The organism is Rickettsiales bacterium (assembly GCA_029252805.1).
Taxonomy (GTDB): Bacteria; Pseudomonadota; Alphaproteobacteria; order Rickettsiales; family JALZUV01; genus JALZUV01.
The window spans coordinates 124,267-145,349 of sequence record JAQXAR010000025.1; the positions used below are offsets into that span (position 1 = coordinate 124,267).

Annotated in this window: 16 protein-coding genes; 5 read left to right on the forward strand and 11 right to left on the reverse strand. The window is 48.1% G+C overall.

Annotated features, from left to right (window positions below):
* Positions 1 to 35: 35 nt before the first annotated feature.
* From P8P30_05340 to P8P30_05355, 4 genes are read left to right on the forward strand one after another with little or no spacing between them, the layout of a single operon-like run.
* Complete coding sequence (locus tag P8P30_05340) at positions 36 to 1,073, forward strand: methyltransferase domain-containing protein (protein ID MDG1286974.1); 1,038 nt, start codon at positions 36 to 38, stop codon at positions 1,071 to 1,073.
* Positions 1,073 to 1,918 (forward strand): MTAP family purine nucleoside phosphorylase, encoded by an 846-nt coding sequence (locus tag P8P30_05345; GenBank protein MDG1286975.1) that lies wholly within the window; start codon positions 1,073 to 1,075, stop codon positions 1,916 to 1,918. Before P8P30_05340 ends, P8P30_05345 begins: the two co-directional genes overlap by 1 nt.
* Before the next feature lie 3 nt (positions 1,919 to 1,921).
* Positions 1,922 to 2,500: a glycosyltransferase gene (locus tag P8P30_05350; protein ID MDG1286976.1), complete on the forward strand. Its 579-nt coding sequence runs from the start codon at positions 1,922 to 1,924 to the stop codon at positions 2,498 to 2,500.
* Positions 2,497 to 3,153, forward strand: a complete 657-nt coding sequence (locus P8P30_05355) for a glycosyltransferase (protein ID MDG1286977.1) — start codon at positions 2,497 to 2,499, stop codon at positions 3,151 to 3,153. Before P8P30_05350 ends, P8P30_05355 begins: the two co-directional genes overlap by 4 nt.
* Here the strand turns inward: P8P30_05355 and P8P30_05360 are convergent.
* From P8P30_05360 to wecB, 6 genes are all read right to left on the reverse strand, one after another.
* The gene (locus P8P30_05360; protein ID MDG1286978.1) at positions 3,145 to 4,062 is read right to left on the reverse strand and encodes a radical SAM protein; all 918 of its coding nucleotides are present in this window, start codon (positions 4,060 to 4,062) and stop codon (positions 3,145 to 3,147) included. The genes P8P30_05355 and P8P30_05360 overlap by 9 nt on opposite strands.
* Before the next feature lie 38 nt (positions 4,063 to 4,100).
* Positions 4,101 to 5,954, reverse strand: coding sequence for an ABC-F family ATP-binding cassette domain-containing protein (locus tag P8P30_05365; GenBank protein ID MDG1286979.1), 1,854 nt, complete (start codon positions 5,952 to 5,954; stop codon positions 4,101 to 4,103).
* 41 nt (positions 5,955 to 5,995) lie between these two features.
* Positions 5,996 to 7,756 (reverse strand): acyl-CoA dehydrogenase, encoded by a 1,761-nt coding sequence (locus tag P8P30_05370; GenBank protein MDG1286980.1) that lies wholly within the window; start codon positions 7,754 to 7,756, stop codon positions 5,996 to 5,998.
* A 63-nt stretch (positions 7,757 to 7,819) separates the two neighbouring features.
* Positions 7,820 to 8,530, reverse strand: coding sequence for a sugar transferase (locus tag P8P30_05375; protein MDG1286981.1), 711 nt, complete (start codon positions 8,528 to 8,530; stop codon positions 7,820 to 7,822).
* A 159-nt stretch (positions 8,531 to 8,689) separates the two neighbouring features.
* Entirely contained in the window at positions 8,690 to 9,946 is a 1,257-nt protein-coding gene (gene wecC / locus P8P30_05380) for a UDP-N-acetyl-D-mannosamine dehydrogenase (protein MDG1286982.1), read from the reverse strand.
* On the reverse strand, positions 9,927 to 11,096 hold the full coding sequence (gene wecB / locus P8P30_05385; protein MDG1286983.1) for a UDP-N-acetylglucosamine 2-epimerase (non-hydrolyzing): 1,170 nt from the start codon (positions 11,094 to 11,096) through the stop codon (positions 9,927 to 9,929). The genes wecC and wecB overlap by 20 nt, the downstream gene beginning before the upstream one ends.
* Before the next feature lie 139 nt (positions 11,097 to 11,235).
* Here wecB and P8P30_05390 point away from each other — a divergent pair, with 139 nt between their 5' ends.
* On the forward strand, positions 11,236 to 11,973 hold the full coding sequence (locus P8P30_05390; protein ID MDG1286984.1) for a WecB/TagA/CpsF family glycosyltransferase: 738 nt from the start codon (positions 11,236 to 11,238) through the stop codon (positions 11,971 to 11,973).
* 9 nt (positions 11,974 to 11,982) lie between these two features.
* Here the strand turns inward: P8P30_05390 and P8P30_05395 are convergent, their stop codons facing one another.
* The 5 genes from P8P30_05395 to P8P30_05415 form a co-directional block, all read right to left on the reverse strand.
* Positions 11,983 to 15,273: a calcium-binding protein gene (locus P8P30_05395; GenBank protein ID MDG1286985.1), complete on the reverse strand. Its 3,291-nt coding sequence runs from the start codon at positions 15,271 to 15,273 to the stop codon at positions 11,983 to 11,985.
* Positions 15,274 to 15,346: 73 nt separating this feature from the next.
* Entirely contained in the window at positions 15,347 to 16,411 is a 1,065-nt protein-coding gene (locus P8P30_05400) for a glycosyltransferase family 4 protein (protein MDG1286986.1), read from the reverse strand.
* Complete coding sequence (locus P8P30_05405) at positions 16,408 to 17,847, reverse strand: hypothetical protein (GenBank protein ID MDG1286987.1); 1,440 nt, start codon at positions 17,845 to 17,847, stop codon at positions 16,408 to 16,410. Before P8P30_05405 ends, P8P30_05400 begins: the two co-directional genes overlap by 4 nt.
* Positions 17,831 to 19,999, reverse strand: coding sequence for a bi-domain-containing oxidoreductase (locus P8P30_05410; protein ID MDG1286988.1), 2,169 nt, complete (start codon positions 19,997 to 19,999; stop codon positions 17,831 to 17,833). The genes P8P30_05405 and P8P30_05410 overlap by 17 nt, the downstream gene beginning before the upstream one ends.
* Positions 19,996 to 21,030, reverse strand: a complete 1,035-nt coding sequence (locus P8P30_05415; GenBank protein ID MDG1286989.1) for an acyltransferase — start codon at positions 21,028 to 21,030, stop codon at positions 19,996 to 19,998. Before P8P30_05415 ends, P8P30_05410 begins: the two co-directional genes overlap by 4 nt.
* Between the last annotated feature and the right edge of the window lie 53 nt (positions 21,031 to 21,083).

Genomic DNA, 21,083 nt, shown 5'->3' on the forward strand with positions numbered 1-21,083 from the left:
TGTGCTATAGGCATAGGGCGAATGAAGGAGAGATCATGAAAATTACCGAAAGCGTCAAAGAATATTACGGCGAAGTGCTAAAGACGAAGGAAGATTTGCTCACAAGCGCTTGCTGTCCGATTGATGCAATGCCTGCACGTTTGCGTCCCTTTATGGCTAATATTCATGAGGAAGTGCAATCGAAATTCTACGGATGTGGCTCACCCATCCCCCCTGCGATTGAAGGACTAACCGTGCTGGATTTAGGCTGCGGTACCGGACGTGATGTGTATTTACTTTCGCAGTTGGTTGGAGAATCGGGCAAAGTGATCGGCGTGGATATGACCGATAACCAACTCGAAGTGGCGCGCCGCACGCTCGGTTGGCACATGGATAAGTTTGGCTTTAAGCAGCCCAATGTCGAATTCCATAAAGGCTATATCGAAGATTTGGAAACCATTGGAATTCCCGATAATTCGGTTGATGTGGTGACTTCTAATTGCGTGATCAATCTTTCGCCAAACAAAGAACAGGTTTTCGCTGAAATCTTCCGTATCCTCAAACCGGGCGGCGAGTTGTATTTTTCGGATGTCTTCACTGGCCGTCGTGTGCCAGAAGCGCTAACTCATGATTCTGTGCTCTTCGGTGAGTGTTTGAGTGGCGCGCTTTATGTTGAAGATTTCCGTCGAATGTTGCGTAATGTTGGCTGTGTCGATTATCGTGTTGTCGATAGCGGGCCAATTGAGTTGCACGATCCAGAGGTCGTGCGCAAGGCTGGCATGATCGATTTCTATTCCCTCACGATCCGCAGCTTCAAATGCGATTTTGAAGATCTTTGCGAAGATTACGGTCAAGTCGCTTACTATAACGGCACGATTGAAGGCTCGCCGCATGGCTTCACATTGGATGATCACCATTTTTTCAAAACTGGACAACCGGTTCCCGTTTGCGGCAACACTGCGCAGATGCTTTCGGAAACCCATTACGGCCAGCATTTCCGTGTGGAGGGAGATCGTTCTACCCATTATGGTGCGTTCGATTGTTCACCGGCACTTGCAGGCACGGAACCCACGGTTAGCGGAGCTTGCTGCTAATGCTAGCCATTATTGGTGGTACGGGCATTTACCATATTGATGCCTTTGAAGTGATGGAGCAGGTGGAAGTGAAGACGCCCTTTGGCAAGCCATCGGCACCGATTGCGAAGGTTAAGTATGGGCAGCATGAGTTGCTGTTTTTGCCTCGTCACGGCGCGCATCACGAGCTTTTGCCGCATGAGCTTAATTACCGTGCGAATATCTATGCGCTTAAAGCATTGGGTGCAAAGCAGCTACTCGGCCTATCCGCTGTGGGAAGTTTGCGCGAAGAAATTCATCCGGGTGAATTCGCCATTCCATCGCAATATTTTGATTGGGTGAAGGGTAATCGCGAACGTACTTTCTTCGGCGAAGGCGTGGCGGCGCATGTCTCCACAGCTGAACCAACCTGTGCGAATATGACAAAATGGATCGCCGGTAAAGCCACCGAACTTGGGCTAACGTTACATATGGGTAAAACGTACGCTTGTGTCGATGGTCCACGTTTAGGCACCAAAGCGGAGAGCTGCTTTTTGCGCAGTGCTGGATGCGATCTAGTCGGTATGACCAATGTGCCCGAAGTGTTCCTCGCGCGGGAAGCGCAGCTTTGTTATGCCACCATTGGTATCGCTACCGATTATGATTGTTGGATGGAAGACCCAAGCCAACATGCCAGCGTTGCCGATATTATCGCCCGTTACGGTGAAAGCCTACAGCAAGTGCAGAAGTTGCTTTTGGCTTTGTTGGATTCAGATCTTCCACCGATAAATGCAGAGTATCGCGAGAGCTTGAAAATGGCGTTATTGACTCCAGTACATGCAATTCCAGCGGCGAAGCGGGAGCTTATGGAAGTGCTGCAAGCGTAAGGTATGGTGAGTCTCTCTATCATCATTCCACTGGCGCCGAATGAAACGCAGCATGAAGCTTTACTCGACTCGTTACCCAAAGATGGTGAAGTGATTCTATCGCAAGAAGGGACCCGCGCGAAAAGCCTGAATGTCGCAGCAGCAAAGGCGACGGGCGAGTATTTGTGGTTCTTGCATGCAGATTCGCAATTGCCTGATGATGCGCTTGCAAAACTCAATCAAGCTATCAAAATGTACCCTAAGCATTTACTTTATTTCGATTTAGCTTTTGCAGATGGTTCACTTCTAATGAAGCTCAATGCATGGGGGGCTAATCTGCGTTCACGCTTGTTTAGTAACCCTTTTGGCGATCAGGGTTTATGCATTAAAAGATCGTTATTTGAAGAATTGGGCGGTTATCCTGAGAATGTTGAATATGGTGAAGATAACCTGTTCGTCATTCGTACGCATAAGGCAGGAGTGGGCGTATCGCCCGTGGGTGCGACCCTTAAAACAAGTGCTCGAAAATATGTGAAAAATGGCTGGCTTAGAACCACTATGATGCACCAATATTTAGGGTGGAAACAGAGGTTGTCCGCATGAAGTTAGGGCTCGGGATTTTCGCAAAAACGGCAGAAGTTTCACCGGTAAAGACGCGCCTCGCTGCCGGTATTGGTGTGGAAAAAGCAAAGGAGTTTTATGCTTTAAGTGTGCAGGCAGTGGAAGCGACTGTACAGGCTTTGCCAGCTTCTATTACTGCATATTGGGCGGTGGCAGAAGAGGCTGGAATAAATCATCCGCAATGGAAGAATCTTGACTGTTTTTGGACAGGTGAGGGCGACTTAGGTCAGTGTTTGCATCAGGTTTATTGTAAGCTGAAACACGAATATGGTGCGGCGATGCTGATGGGAACGGATAGTCCGCAGCTTTCGCCACAGGTTATTGAGGGGGCTGCGGAAGCCTTATCGAATTCTGTGCAGAAATGTATTATTGGCCCGTGCGAGGATGGCGGTTTTTATCTCTTTGCCGCTGCGATCGAAATCCCTCAAGAAGTTTGGTTGGCGGTAGAATATAGCCAGGATTCAACATTAGAGCAGTTAGTGACGCAGCTTGCTAAATATGAGATTGAAGTAGAATTTTTACCTGAAGAGCAAGATGTGGATACGGCTGAAGATTTACAAAATTTGTACGAAGACTTGCTGAAGCAATCGAATTTATCTCCCTCTCAATCTCGATTATTGGATTGGCTAAACTGAGCAGCTTCCGCTGCCTAGAACGCAAAATTTTGCGCAATGAGGGTGGTTGAGCTTTACGCTTCCTGCGGCTTGTTTGAGGGTATTCCCCATTTCAAATTCATCATCATAAGGCAGCAAGGTGCAGGCCAAAACACTTGGCTTATCCGCGCCTTTACGTTTGATAACCATACGCGATGTTGCGCACATCATACTATCGGGGTTTACCTTTAGAATATCCCAGCAATCAGTGGTGATCTCGGGCACTTCGGCTTGTTCATCCATCTCCGGAAAGAGTATGAGTTTTTTGCTATCTTGTGCATCAATTTTTACGCCTAATACATTGAAGAGGTTGGAGAATCCTGCGCGTAATTCGGTCTCATCCTCACCCCAACGCGTGCGGCCTGCAATATCAATATGGAATCCTTGTGAGGAGAGCCACTGTAGGCCTTTTAGCATTGGTTCCCACGTACTAGCGCCGCGCTCTTCTTCATGCAGGGCTGGGGTGAAATGATCCACCGAAATGCGTACGGTCATTTGATCGCCGAAGCGCGCCAGTAAACCGAGCAATGATTCGCGTTTTTGTTCCATTGGCTTCATCGCATTTGTCAGTAGGAGTAGCTTAAATCCGCGCTCTAAGATCAGTTCCATTATGGGGGTGATATCTGGATTCATGAAGGGTTCGCCGCCGGTAATACCAATCTCAACTGTGCCGAGGTTTCCCCGTTCAATCTCGTCGAGATATTCGCGCGCTTCATCAAGTTTTAAATAAACCAGGCGGTCATTCTTAGGGCTGGATTCGATATAGCAATTTTGGCATTCGATATTGCAAAGCGTACCGGTATTGAGCCATAAGGTTTCGAGCTTGGTTAGGTTTACCCAAGCGCGCTGTTCGCCTTTGGCAGTAATATCGGGGTGGGTGAATTTTTCCATGCTTAGTCCTTCGCGTAGATGCAGATAAATATTGCCGATTATTGCGTGTTCATCTGACGTTCTTCGAGCTCTAGCCAGCGCGCTTCACTTTCGCCTAAATCTTTCTTCATCGCATCAAAATCTGCAATCAATTGTGTGAAGCCTTTAGGATCGCGCTCATAGAGGCCGGTATCATCCAGTTTAATTTGAAGGTTCTCCATCTCTTGTTGGATGGCTTCTATCGCATCAGGAGTTTTTTGAAGTTCTAACTTCTCGCCGTATGTTAGCGGTTTTTTCATAGGATCGAGTGGTTCGGGCGTAGAGGTTTTGATCGCCTTCTTCCCAGATTTCTCGCCTTTCTGCTTCGGCTTACGACCTAAAATCTCGCGCACATAGTCGCTATAGCCGCCAAACACGTTCAGTACTTCTGCATCGCCTTCAAAGGCGAGAATTTCGGTCACGGAGCGGTCGAGGAAGTCACGGTCATGGCTCACGATAATGAGCGTGCCTGGATAGTCAGCCAGCATGTCTTGCAGCATGTCGAGTGTATCCATATCCAGGTCATTGGTTGGCTCATCGAGGATGAGGAGGTTGCCGGGATTGGCTAGGATTTTAGCGAGGAGTAAGCGGTTTTGCTGTCCGCCCGAAAGTGTGCCTACCTTATCGCGTGCAATGGCAGGGTCGAACAAGAATTTCTTTAAATAACCGCAAACATGGATGCTGGTTTGATCTGCGCCACGGCCAATAAATACGTCCTGCCCGCCATTGGGGCAGAGCGTTTCCCAGAGCGTTTTATTCACGTCGAGGTCGCTACGGTTCTGGTCAAAATAGGAAATCTCGAGCGTTTTGCTGCGGAAAATATGACCACTATCTTGCTCAAGTTCGCGTGTCAGCATTTTAAGGAAAGTCGATTTCCCCGAGCCATTTTTACCAAGGATACCCAGCCGATCACCTTTGAGGATCATGTGATTGAAATCATCAAGAATTCTGGTTTTATGACCATCACGTTCAAAGCTTTTCCCAACATCTTTAAATTCGGCGACTACCTTGGATGCGTTCGGCGTTTCCAGTGCATCCAGCGAGATTTTTTGCGAGCGTTGCCGGTACGCAGCTTTGTCGCTTCTGAGTTTGTCGCGTAATTTCCCGAGCTCGCGCAGGCGGCGGACGTTACGTTTGCGGCGGCCAGTGACGCCGCCTTGCGTCCAGCCATGTTCGGCTTGCACCTTCTTTTGTAGATTCTGTAATTCGCGTGCTTCTTGTCCGACTTGCTCTTCTAGCCAATCTTCAAATTTCGCGTAACCGAAGGGACAAACTTTCAGTTTACCCCGATCGACCCAGAAGACTTTGCGCGAAACATTGGCGAGAAATTGTCTATCGTGACTCACGATAATTAGTGCGCCGTGATAGCCGCCTAAATAGCCCTCCAGCCATTCAATCGCTTGTAAATCGAGATGGTTGGTTGGCTCATCGAGCAGTAGAATATCTGGGTCTTGCACGAGTGCTTGCGCGAGTGCGGCGCGGCGTAACTGCCCGCCGGAAAGGGGGCGCATGAGTGAGCTAGGATCTAACCCGAGTGGTGCGATGACCATATCAGCCAGATAGGCATTTTCTTCATTTTGCTGGTCTGTGGGGAGGCCGGAGAGGACGAATTCTTTGACGGTATCATCAGGGGAGAATTTCACCTTCTGGGCGAGATATCCGATGCTGGTGCCGGGCAAGATAAAACGTCTTCCAGAATCGAGTTCTAAATCCTGAGTCATCATGCGCATGAGGGTGGTTTTGCCGACCCCATTTTTGCCGACTAAGCAAATGCGCTCACGCTCATTTATGTGCATGGTGAGGCCGTCAAAAAGCGGTTTTCCGCCGAAGCTAAGGACAATATCTTCTAAACTCAGGAGGACGCGGCTACTCATGCAGCCGTCATACTATGGAACGGTAGCAGAAAGCAACTTAGTTAGAGTGCAACATTCGGCATATTAAGCGCATCAATCCCTGCGAGGGCACGTTTCTCCAATGCACAATGATTGGTGAGGATATGGGCGTAATAAAATTTTGCATCGGCTAGCTTGGTCTGGGTGAAAGGGGTGCTTTTCGCTTCGCTTGCTGCTTGTGCGCAAAGCCCGTGATAATAGCCAAGCGCCACGATTCCCATCAGTTCCAATAGCTCATCCGCACCACTGGCGAAATGATTGTAATCACCTGAAGTGAGAGCTTCGCTAACACGTTGAACTGCATGCAGAGACTCTTGTAGCTGCGTAGCGATTTCTTTGAGTGAGGTTACATCAATAAAGTGCTGAATTTTAGTGATAAAGACTGGCAGGTGTTTCATTTGACGTAGTAAGGTAACGGCTTGAATTTGGTTGGTGCCTTCATAGATTCGGGTCACGCGCACATCGCGGTAATGGCGAGCGATGCCGCTTTCCTCAACGAATCCCATACCTCCGTAAACCTGAATCGCGGCATCGGTTACTTGGCTGCCAATTTCGGTAACATGCGCTTTGACAATATTGGTCATAAGGCTTACCCAAGCGGCGGCTTCTTCGGATTCTTTGGCAAGATCCATCTGCAAGGCAGTATCAAGCTGGAACATGCGTGCGCCCGAAATTTGGCTGCGCATTTTTAGCAGTAATTTGCGTACAGCAGGGTGGGTGATAATTAAATCGGCTTCTTTCTCCGGGCTTATAGGCTCAGGTTGGGCACGTCCCATACGGCGACCTGCTTGTGCATCACTGGCGAACCAATAGGCCTTCTGGAAAGCCGCTTCTGCACAGCCGATTGCTTGGCGAGCAACATGGTTGCGTGCTTCATTCATTACTGCGAACATGGTGGCGATACCTTTGCCACGTTCGCCGATTAACTCGCCTTTGGCGGCTTTATATTCCATGGTGCAAGTGGCCGAACCGGCCATACCCATCTTATGTTCAATGCCGATAGGGCCGAGGCTATTGGCGGTACGATTGCCATTTTCATCCACGAGAATTTTAGAGCTGATAAACATGCTGACACGGTCATCTATCTCGCCGGTTTCAGTATCCTTTACCTTGGCGAGTACGACATGGATGATATTACCTGTGTCGCTTACGCCTGTGTAGTGATTATCCCCACCGGAAATGTAAATTTTCTGACCTGATAGATGATAAGAGCCATCAGCCTGAGGTTCGGCAAAGGTGCGGGCATTACTCAGATCGCTGCCTGCGCTGGGCTCCGTCATCGCCATAATACCAGAGGAAACCCCAGAGCTTAAATCCGGTAGGTATTTCTGTTTTTGTGCTTGAGTTCCATAGGTGTAAATGCCCAAATAGGCGCTATGGGTGAGGGTGGGGATGAGCGAGAAATCTCCATTAGCACTATGCAAAAGCTCGTCAATCACGGCGCCCACAATATGCGGTTGGCCGACGGCCATTTCACCATAAGCAGGATCAGCGACAATGCCTTGTAAGCCGGTTTCGATGAAGGTGTCATAGGCTTGCTTATAGCCAGGGGGCAGGGTGACTTCGCCAAAGTTAGTGCCATCAGCGATCGTGAAATTAGCCGCCAAATGTTTATCATTCGTATCATTATAAAGCGGGGTTAGTTCTTTTTCTGCGAAGCTACTGGCAGTCTCCATCATGAAGCGAGCGGTTTCTTCTTCGTAGCTCGCCAGCTTTTCCTGCACTTTAAGGACGTGGTGCAAAATAAAAGCATAATCCTCGTAAGGGGGGCGATAAGTAGACATAAGGAAGCTCCTAGAGGTTTGTATTTCCTCTTATAAGTAGCAGAGATTTGGAAAGACTTAAACTTAGTGTGCGTTTACAGCGCTTAGCACAACCCAGACTGTTTTAAACAGTGTTGCAATCTCTTTCTTCATAGACCAGCGATCGATATAGTCATTATCGAAATTGGTGCGTCTAGCAATTTGCTCGTGAGATTCGATGAAGCCACGGCAGTTGTTCACTTGCGCCCAACCGGTTAGACCTGGTTTTACACGAAAGCGCTTCGGATAGTTAGGAACCGAATTAAGGAAAAGTTTATCATGGTAGCGTGCATGTGGGCGAGGGCCGACTAGCGACATTTCACCTTTAGCAATATTAATTAATTGAGGTAGCTCATCCAAGCTAGCGCGGCGTAAGAAACGGCCAACACGAGTATGACGAGAGTCATTCTCTTGACTCTGGCTTGCCTCACGCTCTTGACCAGCATCTTGAGTCATTGTGCGAAATTTATAAATCTCGAACGTTTCTCCATCAAGGCCGGTACGTGTTTGTTTAAAGAAGATATCGCCCTCACTATCGAGTTTCACGGCAATGGCAATCGCGGCAAAAACAGGAATAATAAAGGGAGTGGAAGCAACGACAGCAGCTGTATCAATAAATGATTTAGTGAAGCGCATTGTCAAACTAGGGGGGCGCTTTGCTGTTTCGACTGCACGTTTTAGGTCGCTCCATGAAAAAGCGCCTAAGGCGAGTGATTCAAGGTATGAGGTTTTTTCTAATACTTGTCCGTTTGCCATTTTCTGTCTCGAATCTAAGTTGCTCTGTTATCGTATAATCTGATTATGGAGCAGAAAGGTTAATCTTTTATGATCATTCTTTGGCATTTTAGGTAAATTGTTGGCTCTATTTGCGCATGAGAGTTTAAATAAGGGTAACCTTAGCGCTAACCGTTAAGCTTATTTCTTCCAAACACCTGAGAAATCTAATAAAATCTTATCTTTCATTGCATCTTTGCTGATGTAGTCAAAGCTACGATGACTCACTAATGTCACAATAATATCTGCTTCATTGACGGCTGAAAGGGCATCGGTCAGTTTTACATTAGGGTATTTTGTTAAGGAGTCAGGTAGGGATTGAATATGCGGTTCTGAAACATAGAGCGTTTTGCTATATTCTTTGACCAAATCATGCACAATTTCAATGGCAGGGCTCTCGCGCAGATCATCGACATTCGGTTTATAGGCAAGACCTAGGCATGCGATTTTTGCATTGGGGTGCTCTTTAAGGTGATCCAGCACAATACGAGCGGTTTGGTGCGGACGCTCATCGTTAATGCGTCGAGCTGTTTGGATGAGGGGAGTCACATCCGGTGCACGGTCAACAATAAACCATGGATCAATCGGAATGCAATGTCCGCCGACACCAGGGCCCGGGTTGAGGATATTCACACGCGGATGCAAATTCGCAAATTGGACGACTTGATGCACATCAATATCATGATGCTGACACACATTGGAAAGTTCATTGGCGAAGGCGATATTCACATCGCGGTAAGCATTCTCAGAAAGCTTCACCAGCTCTGCGGTATCGTGACTACCAATATGGCAGTCGCCGCGAACAAAGACATGATAGAATCGTTTGGCGAGTTCGGCGCATTTCGCGGTCATGCCGCCAATAATGCGATCGTTATTCATGAGTTCCGTAATGATTTGTCCGGGCAACACTCGCTCTGGACAATAAGCGATGCGGATATCACTTTCTTCGCCATGCGTGTGCGGGAAGGTGAGGTCGGAGCGTTTGGCGGCTAAAAGCTCCGCCGCATCTTGCGTTGTGCCAACAGGGGAGGTGGATTCGATAATGACGAGGTTCCCCGGTTGAAGCTGCTCGGCGATTTCCCCTAACGCAGAATCGACATAACTCATATCCGGTGATTTATCTTCCTTAATCGGAGTCGGTACGGTGATGATGAAAATATCCGCCGGCTTGGCGTTTGCGTAAGCCTTCAATTTGCCATCATTAATAACTTTTGTAACGAGCCCTTCCAGATCAGGTTCGACAATATGAATTTTGCCTTGATTGATGGTTTCGACCACATGCGGCACTTTATCAACGCCGATAACATCCAGCCCACGGCTGGCGATTAATGTTGCAGTGGGTAGGCCGATATAGCCTAAGCCCATTACACAAATAGTACTAAATGGATGCTCTGACATCACTCACTCCTGTAGTTGAAACGCCGTGGCGCTCTAAAATATGTTCGACAATGCGGGTGGCAGCGTGGCCATCGCCATATAGATTTTCACCTTGCTGCATCGCACGGTAAGAGGTTTCGCTATCTAATAGTTCAGTCGCCGCGTGGAGGATTTTGGTACTGTCTGTTCCGACGAGTTTGCAAGCGCCTGCGGTGACGCCTTCAGGGCGTTCCGTTAGTTCACGTAAAACCAACACAGGTTTCTTCAGTGAAGGGCCTTCTTCCTGTACGCCACCGGAATCAGAAATAATAAAATAAGCGCGGTTCATGAGGTAAATGAAATTAAGATAATCGAGTGGATCGCCTAGGTGAATAGAAGGGTGGTCCGCCAATAATTCTTGCACAGGGCCACGGATATTCGGATTCAAATGCACAGGAAAATAGATTTCCGCATCTTCACGATTGGCAATTTCAATGAGTGAATTGCAGACGACTTCCACGCCGAGGTCAAAATTTTCACGACGATGCATGGTGGTAAGGATGAGTTTCTTACGCTTATCGAGCATAGAGAACTTCTGTTCCATCTCAGCGCGCATTGAGGCATTGGAGTCCAATAAGTTAGAGAAATAATGCAGTGCGTCGACCACGGTATTACCGGTCATGTAGATATCTTCAGGTACCACCTTCTCATCACGCAAATAGCCAGCTGATTGCTCGGTCGGGGCGAAATGCATATCTGCCAAAAGTGAAATGGCCTTGCGGTTAAATTCTTCTGGGTAAGGCGCGTAGATATTGTGACTGCGTAAGCCTGCTTCAATATGACCAACACGAATGCCACTATAAAAACAAGCAAGGGTCGTCGCAAAGCCGGTGGTCGTATCGCCCTGTACTAGCACACGGTCGGGTTTGTGTTTTTTCAGCGCTGGTTCGATTTCTTTCAAAACGGTGGCAGTTAGGCTGCTTAAGGTTTGATTGGGGCGCATGACGTCGAGGTTAAAGTCAGGCTTTAATTCGCAAAGATTCAGCATTTGAGTCAGCATTTCGCGATGCTGTCCGGTCACGCCGATAATAGATTCCACACCGGGGTTCGCGCGTAGTGCATTAAGCACGGGGGCAAATTTAATTACCTCAGGGCGGGTGCCAAACACAGATAAGATGCGTAAATTTGTCATATTCTCAATTAATAGCTGCAAATAGTAAACAAGCTGCTAACAGTTTACTACCATGAGTAGTCTTACCCCCTTTCTTATCCCCTCTGAGGTTAAATCTAAGCGAATTTCTTTTCTTGGGTGCTCTTTAGACCCACTTTCGATGGAAGAAACTCTCGCCCTAATTGGTCAGGCGATTACGAAGCGGCAGTCATTGCAGCATGTAGTCGTCAATGTCGCTAAATTGGTGCATTGCCAGAAGGATGAAGCGCTTTACCACGATGTATCCGGCAGTGACCTAATTAATATTGATGGGATGGGCGTCGTCTGGGGTGCGCGTATGGCGGGCTTTGATATTCCAGAGCGCGTCGCTGGTGTTGATCTGATGGATAACACACTCAAATTTTGCGCTGAAAAAGGCTATCGACCCTATATTCTAGGTGCTAAGCCCGAGATACTTGAACAAGCAGTCGAAAATTTAACCGCCAAATACCCAGTACTCGAATTTGCCGGTACTCAGCATGGCTATTATGACCGTGAGAATGAACAGCAGGTGATGGAAGCGATACGTGATTCCAAGCCTGATTGCCTCTTCATCGCCATTTCGTCTCCGCATAAAGAACGCATTATGGGGGCTTATAAGGAAATGATGGATATCCCATTCATCATGGGTGTTGGCGGTTCGGTGGATGTGTTTGCTGGTTTTGTCACGCGCGCCCCCCAGTGGATGCAAAAAAGAGGATTGGAATGGTTGTACCGCATCATCCAAGAACCGCGTCGTATGTGGAAGCGCTATGCGGTGACAAATAGCCGCTTTATATGGCTGTTGCTTAAATTACTTACAAAAATGTATCGCCCGCCAAGCTACATGAGCCAGGCGGGCGAGAGTTTAAAGCATTAGTGTTATTTGTTAGAAGATAGAGATATCTAAAGCATCGAGCCCTGTGAAGTTATCGAGGGTGATGGTTCCTTCGCCCGCGATGGTGATTATGGTATCGCTACCTACCACCGCTGCAGCACTTAGGACGTCGGCTGCGATGCTGATGCCAGATACGGTAGAGAAGGCCAGAGTGTTATTGCCGTTTGAGAAATCGATCACTGTGTCATTATCAAATCCGTTACCGAACTGGAATACATCATTGCCGGCACTGCCGGTTAGGGTGTCATCGCCACCGCCACCGATAAGCGTATCTGCGTTGCCGCCACCGGTTAGGATATCGTTATTGCCGACACCTGTCTCTAGGTGAACGAGGCCGTTGCCAAATACGCCGCCTGATACGAGAAGGTCGCCTGTACCATCGCCATCCCAATCCGCCACTTCGAGAACATCTGCTTCGCTATAACTGATACGCTCAAAAGAACCGTCAGGGTTATATTGGATGATGCCGGGAATTGCAGTGCCGTTGCTGAAGCTACCGCCACTGCTGAAGACTTCTTCCGAGCCATCGCCTGTTACATCACCATGACCGAAAATATTGAGGTCATTATAAGTAAAGCGTGTGCCTTGGTTTGCGCCTTGGAATACGACGGGGCCAGCGGCGACTGCGCCACTTGCATAAACAGAATCTTGCATGAGGACTTCTAGGCCACCATCAAGATCAAAGTTACCCACAGTAAAGCCAGAATCACCTGAGAATGTGTGGCGTAAGTGGGTGCCATCAATTTCATAATAAGTGAGACCTTTAATCTCGATACCATTTTGGTATGTGCCATCATTCGAGAGGAATTCAACCGCGCCATCGCCATCAATATCAGCGACTTGGAAATTTTCTCCAAGATCATTGTAAGTGATACGATTACTTGCACCAGTGGAGCCATCATACCAAAGCGCGCCTACGAGCGGCGAACCATTACCATACGTGCCTTGATTACCCACGACATCTAAGATGCCATCATTATTCACATGCGCGACTTCAAAATCACCCACACCATTAAAGGTAATACGGTTAAACTCGCTTGGGTTTGCGCCATTATACCAGCCAGCGCCCCCGTAAAGGTCCGTGACGATATCAAGGGTGCCATCGCCGTTTACATCAGCAATTTTATGGTTGCCAAGATCGAATGAAGTGACGCGGTTCACGCTCATATCTGTGCCGTTTAGCCATACAAGGCCATCACCGTAAGAGCCATTCTGCGTGAGGATATCTAATGTGCCATCGCCGTTAAAATCAGCGACCTCAAAGTCACCAAGGTTAATTGAAGTGATACGGTCTGCGACCGCAATGTCACCCACGGTACCCTCAATCACAAGACCTGAAACACTTGGGTCACTACCCGCTTGAACACCAATAAAGTGGTCGATAGTGAAATCATTTGCGGTGGTGTTTAAGAAGGTAAGCGTTTGGCCATTACCAAAATCTAACACGGAGTGAGCACCGACTTGATTCAGGTTTAGATCTTCAAAATAAAGGCTTCCACCCCATGCGCTCAAATCCACTTGGCTTGTGCTAACGCTCGTATCAAAACCATTGATCGTATCTGCATCTGCACCATTGCTGTCGATCACAAAAGTGTCAGAGCCACTAGCACCGGTCATGGTATCGTTACCTGCACCACCGGTTAGGATATCATCACCCGCGCCGCCGTTTAGAGCATCGTTACCGTCACCACCGTTAAGGGTATCGTTACCGGTATTACCGTCCAATGTATCGTTTCCGCCTAAGCCATTGACAACATCGTTACCGCCTAGGGCATCAATCGTATCGGCTCCAGAAGTACCATCAAGCGTATCCGCATTTGGCGTTGGGCCAGCAACTGGGTTAGTTCCTGCATTCATATTGACGAAATTAGCTGCGCTAAAGTCCACGAGATTCACATTATAGAAAGTCAGTGTCTGGCTATTCGGTAGGGTGACGACTACATGCGCGCCGACTTGACTGACGATATCGTCAAAATACAGGTCACTAAAAGCGCTTAAGTCAACGGTATCAGGCGTGCTTGCTGGATCGAAAGATAGGATCACATCCGCATCGCCAGCATTGGCATCAATCACGAACGTATCCGTACCGTTGCCACCTAGCATCGTATCGTTACCTGCGTTACCGTTAATGGTATCATTACCGCCACCGGCATTAATGTTATCGTCGCCGGTTCCGCCCGAAATAACGTCCGTGCTACCATTTGCAATGATGATATCATTGCCTGCGCCACCATCGATCGTATCTGCGCCGCTGCCGCCAAGGATGCTATCGATGCCATCGCCACCAATGAGGCTATCATTACCTGCGCCGCCATTAAGCGTATCTGCGCCATCGCCGCCATCAAGCGTATCATTGCCGTCACCACCGATGAAGCTGTCTAATCCAGCTAGGCCGGTCACGCTATCGTTACCGCCGAGCGCGTCAATCACATCATCGTCCGTGGTGCCAACTAAGGTATCGGCAAATTCGGTCGGGCCGGTTACACCATCAAAGATGAAATGTCCCGCATTCATGCCGGTAATGCCTTGGACAATAATTTGGAAGCTAGAGCTGTTATGCGAGATGGTGCTATCGGTACCATCATCGGTAATTGTAATTTTATCACTGCCAGCGCCAATGCCGGTGATGCCGAGTGCGGCAAGGCTAATCCCTTCGCCGCTGACGAAATCGGTTAGCACATCCGATGCGCTGCTGGTTGAATCGGTTGTGGTCGTATAAACATAAACGTCAGTACCAGCGCCACCGGTAATTGTATCTGCACCAGCGCCACCATAAATATAGTCATTACCATTTTGACCATCAAGGATGTCATCGCCATTATCACCGTAAACGATATCAGAGCCGCCACCGCCGCGTATTGAGTCGTTTCCTTCGCCACCGTAAATAGTGTCGACACCGCCACCACCAAGGAGGGTATCATTGCCTAAGCCACCTTCAAGATAGTCATTGCCACCTTGGGCATTCACTTTATCGTTACCTTCATGACCGTAGAATGTGTTAGCTGCTGTACCGAGTTTATAAGTACCGGGAGCCGTAATGTCATTAAAGGTACCTGATGCGATGGTCGTTGCGCCATCGGTGATGGTAATATCATCTAACGTATCCGTATAAAGGTGATTCAGAGCACCTGCCTTTATTAAGATAGTGCCGGTTTCGCCGCCTACCGCTGTCCAAGTATAAGTAACATCAGTACCGCCAGTATTCTCAATCTCCCAAATATACTCATTACCACTGACGCCATCGACGTTCTTTTTTCCAAATCCGGTAACTGTAATTGACATAAGTGTACAAGCCCTCTTTATTAATCTATCTTAATATTATGCAGTAAAATAGTTAACATAGGCTTATATATCTTTATACTCTTAGTTTAAATAGTCCTGTGCAGTAATCACTATAGTATCGAGCTAGGGTCAGAAATTCGAGGTGTTTGGTCCTTGCCAGATGCGCAGTTTTCTGCCGTTTTTCAAGGTTTTCGAGGAAGGTAATTAAGGCGTCTTTGAGGGGGGGGGCTATTTCTGACGATTCGATGATAATGGCCGTATCTTCGTTAACAATTTCCTTCACGGTTCCCACATTGGTACAAATAATGGCCAATCCATGCGCCATGGCTTCGAGGATAGTTAGGGGTTGATTTTCGATATGCGATGGCAGCACCAAAATATCTGATTCCTGGTAGAGCTGAGTGAGAGCACTATCACCCAGCCAGCCAGCGAAAGTGACTCTATCCGTTAATCCAGTACTCTTGACCTGCTCTTGGTATCTCTCCATTTCGCCGGAACCTGCCAAGGTTGCGCGCCAAGGGATGTCTTTTAACGCTGCCAATGCATCAATCAACTCACCCACGCCTTTGCGCGGCAATAAATGCCCGACGAAAATAATATGTGGGATGTCACCGCCGCCTTTGCTGGCTTCTCGCGGGGTGGGGACAGCATTCGGGATAAGATGAATGTTCGCCTCGCTCACGCCAATCTTTTCTGCAAAGGCTTTCCATATTTTGCCCAGTACAATAACGGATGAGGCGGTGGTGAAGAGGTGTTCGATCCGGCGCTTCGTGGCTGTTGATCCATTCTCGTAAAAGTCAGAAAATCCGCCTCCATGCAGATGTGCGATATGCTTAATGTTAAAAAATTGTGCGAAGCGGAATAAGATCCATTTGCGATAGAAACTGCCTTTGCTGGCAATGTTAAGATGAATCGTATCGGGCTTATCGGTGAGCGCTAACCATAGGAACCGTAACAGCGTGCCCATAAAGTAAATTGGCCATAGCTTATTGGCGCTGTGGGTGGATAGCCATGAAAAGCGCATACCATCGTCATGCTTGGCAGCTTCTCCCACCAAATACTGTGCTTGGCGAACGACTCCGCCTTTACCCGTACCTTTACCGGGCGCGGCCATTAGGATATGAATATCCTTACTCACCCGTCTTCCGCGCGTTGAATGAAAGGTTTGAGGTCGATCTTTTGATCAATGAATTTGCGTTTTCCGTTATCGGTATTGAACGGAATATCATCCACCAGCTCTAGCGTGAATTTGATGCTATCACCGACTTTCACTTGAATCTCTTCGCAAAAAGGTTGCAGCATTTCAGCGGTAATATCGGGTTTGGGGATGACCTTGATCGTCACTTCGCCTGGAACCTCCTGATGTAGCTGGAAGACATGCACTTTGCTATATTCCGTCGAGTGGATGTTAATGGCCGACATAGAGGTCAGCTCGTTATTGCTGCCGAGTGCATATTCCTCACCCCAACGTCCGCGGATATGAGTCACGCGGAAACGGTAGTTATTTTCAGCCGTACCAAGATGGCGTAAATCCGCGACATCTTCCGTATCATAGCGCAGCAATGGCATGGCCATACTGATAAACCCCGTGCCGATGATGCGTCCAGTAAGGCCCGGTTCTAAGACGGGTTGGCCAATGCCATCGATCAATTCTGCGTGGCCGTAGAGCGGTTCAAAATCGTAGATCTCTGCATTATCGCCGACCTGTCCGGCAATCAGAACTTTTTCACTCATCCCATAATATTTGGTAATTTGACATTGGGGGAAAGCTTGTTTGAATCGCGTAAGTTGATGTGGGAGAGTGGCCTCCGATACCGGTAGAATCCCTTTTAGTGAGGCTGGGAGTTCCGGTTTCTCACGGATAATATAATCGGCAAATACGATAATGCTCGACGGATAACCATGCAGAAAATCGACCTTATGATCATGCATCAGTTGGATGAACATTTCCATATTCTCAGGCGTTAAATGAAAAGGCGAAAGGCGCAATTCTTTAAGCGCCGCATCATATTGCCAAGGCTTCTCATCGACATTATCGAAATGCACGCCACGTAGTACGGCGCGTTTATCGGTGCGGTAATCAAAGCCAATATTCGCCCAGAAGGAGGAGATATAGGCGAACTCCTTTGCACTACGGTTCTTGTCTAGATAGAAGGTGAGGGGGCGGCCAGAGCTTCCGCTGGTGGAGGCCACATCCGTCATGTCTTTCGGCTTGGCGAGGAAGGCCTCAGGGTCTTTACGAATCTCCGTTTTGGTGAGAATGGGCATACGCGCCAAATCCTCAAACGTGAAGCTATCAATATCGGGCAAGCCACCATAGACCTTGGTAAATTGCGCTTGATAATAAGGCGTTTTTGCGGCGTAACTCATTAACTCGCGTAAACTTGCGAGGCGGCGTTTTTGCACGAACGCGCTACCCTGTTTGGCGCGCGCAATATCATCATGCAAGTTGGTGACGGTTTTTCCGTATTTTAGATCAGCCGGTAACAGGGCGATAATCTTGCCCAGCGAGCGCTTTACTGAAGGCGGCGAGGACGCATACCAGCCGCGTAATTGGTCAAGTGTTGTCGACATCGTCGCCTAAAGTGAGGGTTTGATTGCTGGTTGCTGCTTCGACGGCGGCGATGGTTAGCTCTGTCGTATCATAAAGTGACTCTAGCGAAATTGGCATATTTGCACCTTTGAGTAATGCTGTGACGAAAGCATCCATTTGCTGCTTTTGGCCTTTATTATTGCCATAGCCTTTTTTGATCTTCGCCGTTTTACCTTGCTGGTAATGGGTGAGGGTTTCAAAATTATCCATGATGAAGCTTTGATGCCCGCCGGAAACTTCTAAATGCTCCTTAGGTAGTTTATCGCCGCCATGAATGACATATTGCAACGTAGCGATAGAGCCATCGGCATAAGTGATGCTCACGGCCAGATTATCCGCATCCTCAGCAAGTGCATCTTGACCACCCAAACGGCTGGCAGAAACGCGAATCGGTTTGCTACCGGTAAGGTAGGTGAACACATCAAGGAAGTGCCCTGCCTCACCAATAAAACGTCCGCCTTCTTCTTTGTCATGTGTCCAGTTGGCTTTATCAATACGCCCGGCATGCACGCGGTAATGCATCGATAGAGGGCCACTTACATGCTTCTTAATATCCTGCATGATCGGCGAGAAGCGACGGTTAAATCCGACGTGGAGGCGAATATTGCCGCTCTCACGCGCCGCTTCTTCGATTTTCTGCATGCCTTCATAATCAACGGCGAGTGGCTTTTCGACGAATACGGCTTTGCCTGCGCGTAGCCCCTCACATACAAAATGCGGATGACTGGCATGACGCGTACCGATGATAATTGCATCGACGGCATCTTCGCCAATCCATGCATTGTAATCGGTGCCAGAATGTTTGAATCCAAACTTGTCCTGCGCATTTTTTGCCGAGAGAGGCGTCGCATTTGCAACTGCTTCCATCCGTGCTTTCTTATGTGCTTTCAAATTTGGCAATAGCATGCTGCTGGCATAAGCACCTGCGCCGATGCAGCCAATGCCGATACTCTCTTTGGCGGAGTAGGTCTGGCTGAGCGTGGGCGCGGCATGTTTCATTTCCGCTTCTTCGCCATATTCAAACAATAAGCCCATGCCTTGCAGGCTATTATCATTTAGCTTCTCATACACATCGACAGCTTCATCAAATGCAAAGCGGTGGGTAATAAGAGGCGCGATATTTAGCTTATTCTGCTGTAGCAAATCAATAAAGGCTTCGAGGTTGCGGCCCTCTGTCCAGCGCACATAGCCGATCGGATAATCTTGGCCTTTTTCTTCGTAATTTGGGTCATACCGCCCTGGGCCGTAAGAGCGAGAAAAGTGAAAATCAATCTCTTTGCCGAAACATTCACCATAAGGGAGATCCATCTTTGTTTTGCCTACACAGACGACGCGACCACGGTCACGCACCATATCAAGCGCTCCTTCGAGTGGTGCGTTACTCTCGCTACCTACCGTTAGGAAAACGCAATCAGCGCCATTGCCGTTCGTGAGACGCATCAGAGTTTCTTCAAGTAATGCCTCGCCTGGTTTTCCAGCAAGGGTCGCATCACTGATTTCCATTGCTTGCTCACAGCGTGCAGTATCAAGATCAACGCCGATAACGGAAATACCAGAGGCGCGTAAGAACTGAATCAATAATTGCCCCACAAGGCCGAGACCGACGACAACGGCGGTTTCGCCTAATCGTAAATCGCCTTGGCGGAATCCGTGGAGCGATACCGCCCCGATAGTCATAAAGGCGGCTTCATCAAGTGCCACATCGTCCGGCACAGGTGTCACAAGTGAAGAGGGGATTACATTAAATTCAGCATGATTCGCATAGCCAGCACCCGCAACAGCAACGCGTTGGCCGACTTCAAATCCTTCGACTCCGCGGCCTACCGCTTCCACAATACCGGCTGCGGAATAGCCAAGCGGGCTTAAGGAATCGAGTTTATTCATCACCTTGCGATAGGTGGAAAGTAAGCCTTGCTGGCGAACAGACGAGAGAACTTTTTTGACATGATCCGGGCGCGCTTTGGCTTTTTGCGCCAAATTCATTTTACCCTCTTTAATCTTTGTGCCCTCGGTTCCAGGCGAAATCACGCTATAATGCGAACGAACGAGAATGGTTCCTGCTTTGACGGCTGGCGGATCGACATCCTCTAAACTTACTTTGCCGGATTTATAATTTTGTGCGATTTGTCTCATGTTTTTGTTCCGATAGCTTTCGCTCGTTTACTTGCCCAACGTATCATGGGTAACTCAATAAGGATAGCCGATGCAAGGGATAGCGCTGCTATCACTAAGCTTCCAAGTACATAAGCCATCATAGGCTGTGATGCATAAAACTCAATATGCCGCAAAGTGAGAAAAACCGGAACATGCCAAAGGTAAATGCCGTAAGAGATATCATAGCGTAAATGCAGCGCTGGAAGTTTGAAGGCCGCGATGTAAATACCGACGGTTAGCATGAAGATGTAAAGCAAGCGCCATGCGTAGTAATTCTCAAATGCGGCGGCGATCATAACCGATAAAATGGCGAGTATCGGCACGAGCAGGCGCCAATTTTGCTGAATGCGCTGGATCAGGCGAGGGCCATAGAAGTAAGCCGTGCTTCCCGCAATGAAGAAGGCCATCGACCCTGGAATTTGTCGCGCCCATTGGATGTTGATATCTTCCAAGCCGAAGCGCCAAGCAAAGGCACAGGCGAAGCTAAAGAAAAGCCAAGGGAGTCCAAAGCGTTTTAAAAACCATATATAAATGGGAATGGCGGCATAAAACATAATCTCGACTTTAATCGTCCATAGGCTGCCATTAATGGGCTCGCTCACCATCGTGCCAAACCAGGGGCTGATGAAATTCAAGGTGGCTAAATTTGCAAAATAGTATTTGAGATTTTCACCGAGATTAAAAATATCCTGATTATAGTAATTAAGTAAAATTAGCTGAGCGGTAATCACAACAAAATACAGAGGGTATACACGCGCTAGGCGTTTGATTGTATATTGCTTGAATTGGAAGGATCGATCGATACTCCAGCTGATTAAAAAACCGCTAATGATGAAGAAGCTATTCACGGCAATTTCGGCCTGGTGGAACATTGGATTCTCTATTTGCAATCCAAAGATGTACCTGCCATGACTCATGAGCACTAATGTTGCCATTATGAGCCTGAGGATATCGAAATTATTGATACGATTGTGCAGGCTAGGCGATTGATGTGTGGTTTTGGTACGCATTTTGCTACCTATTAGTATAAGCGATGACTTAACTCAGATGGGAGCTTTGTGAA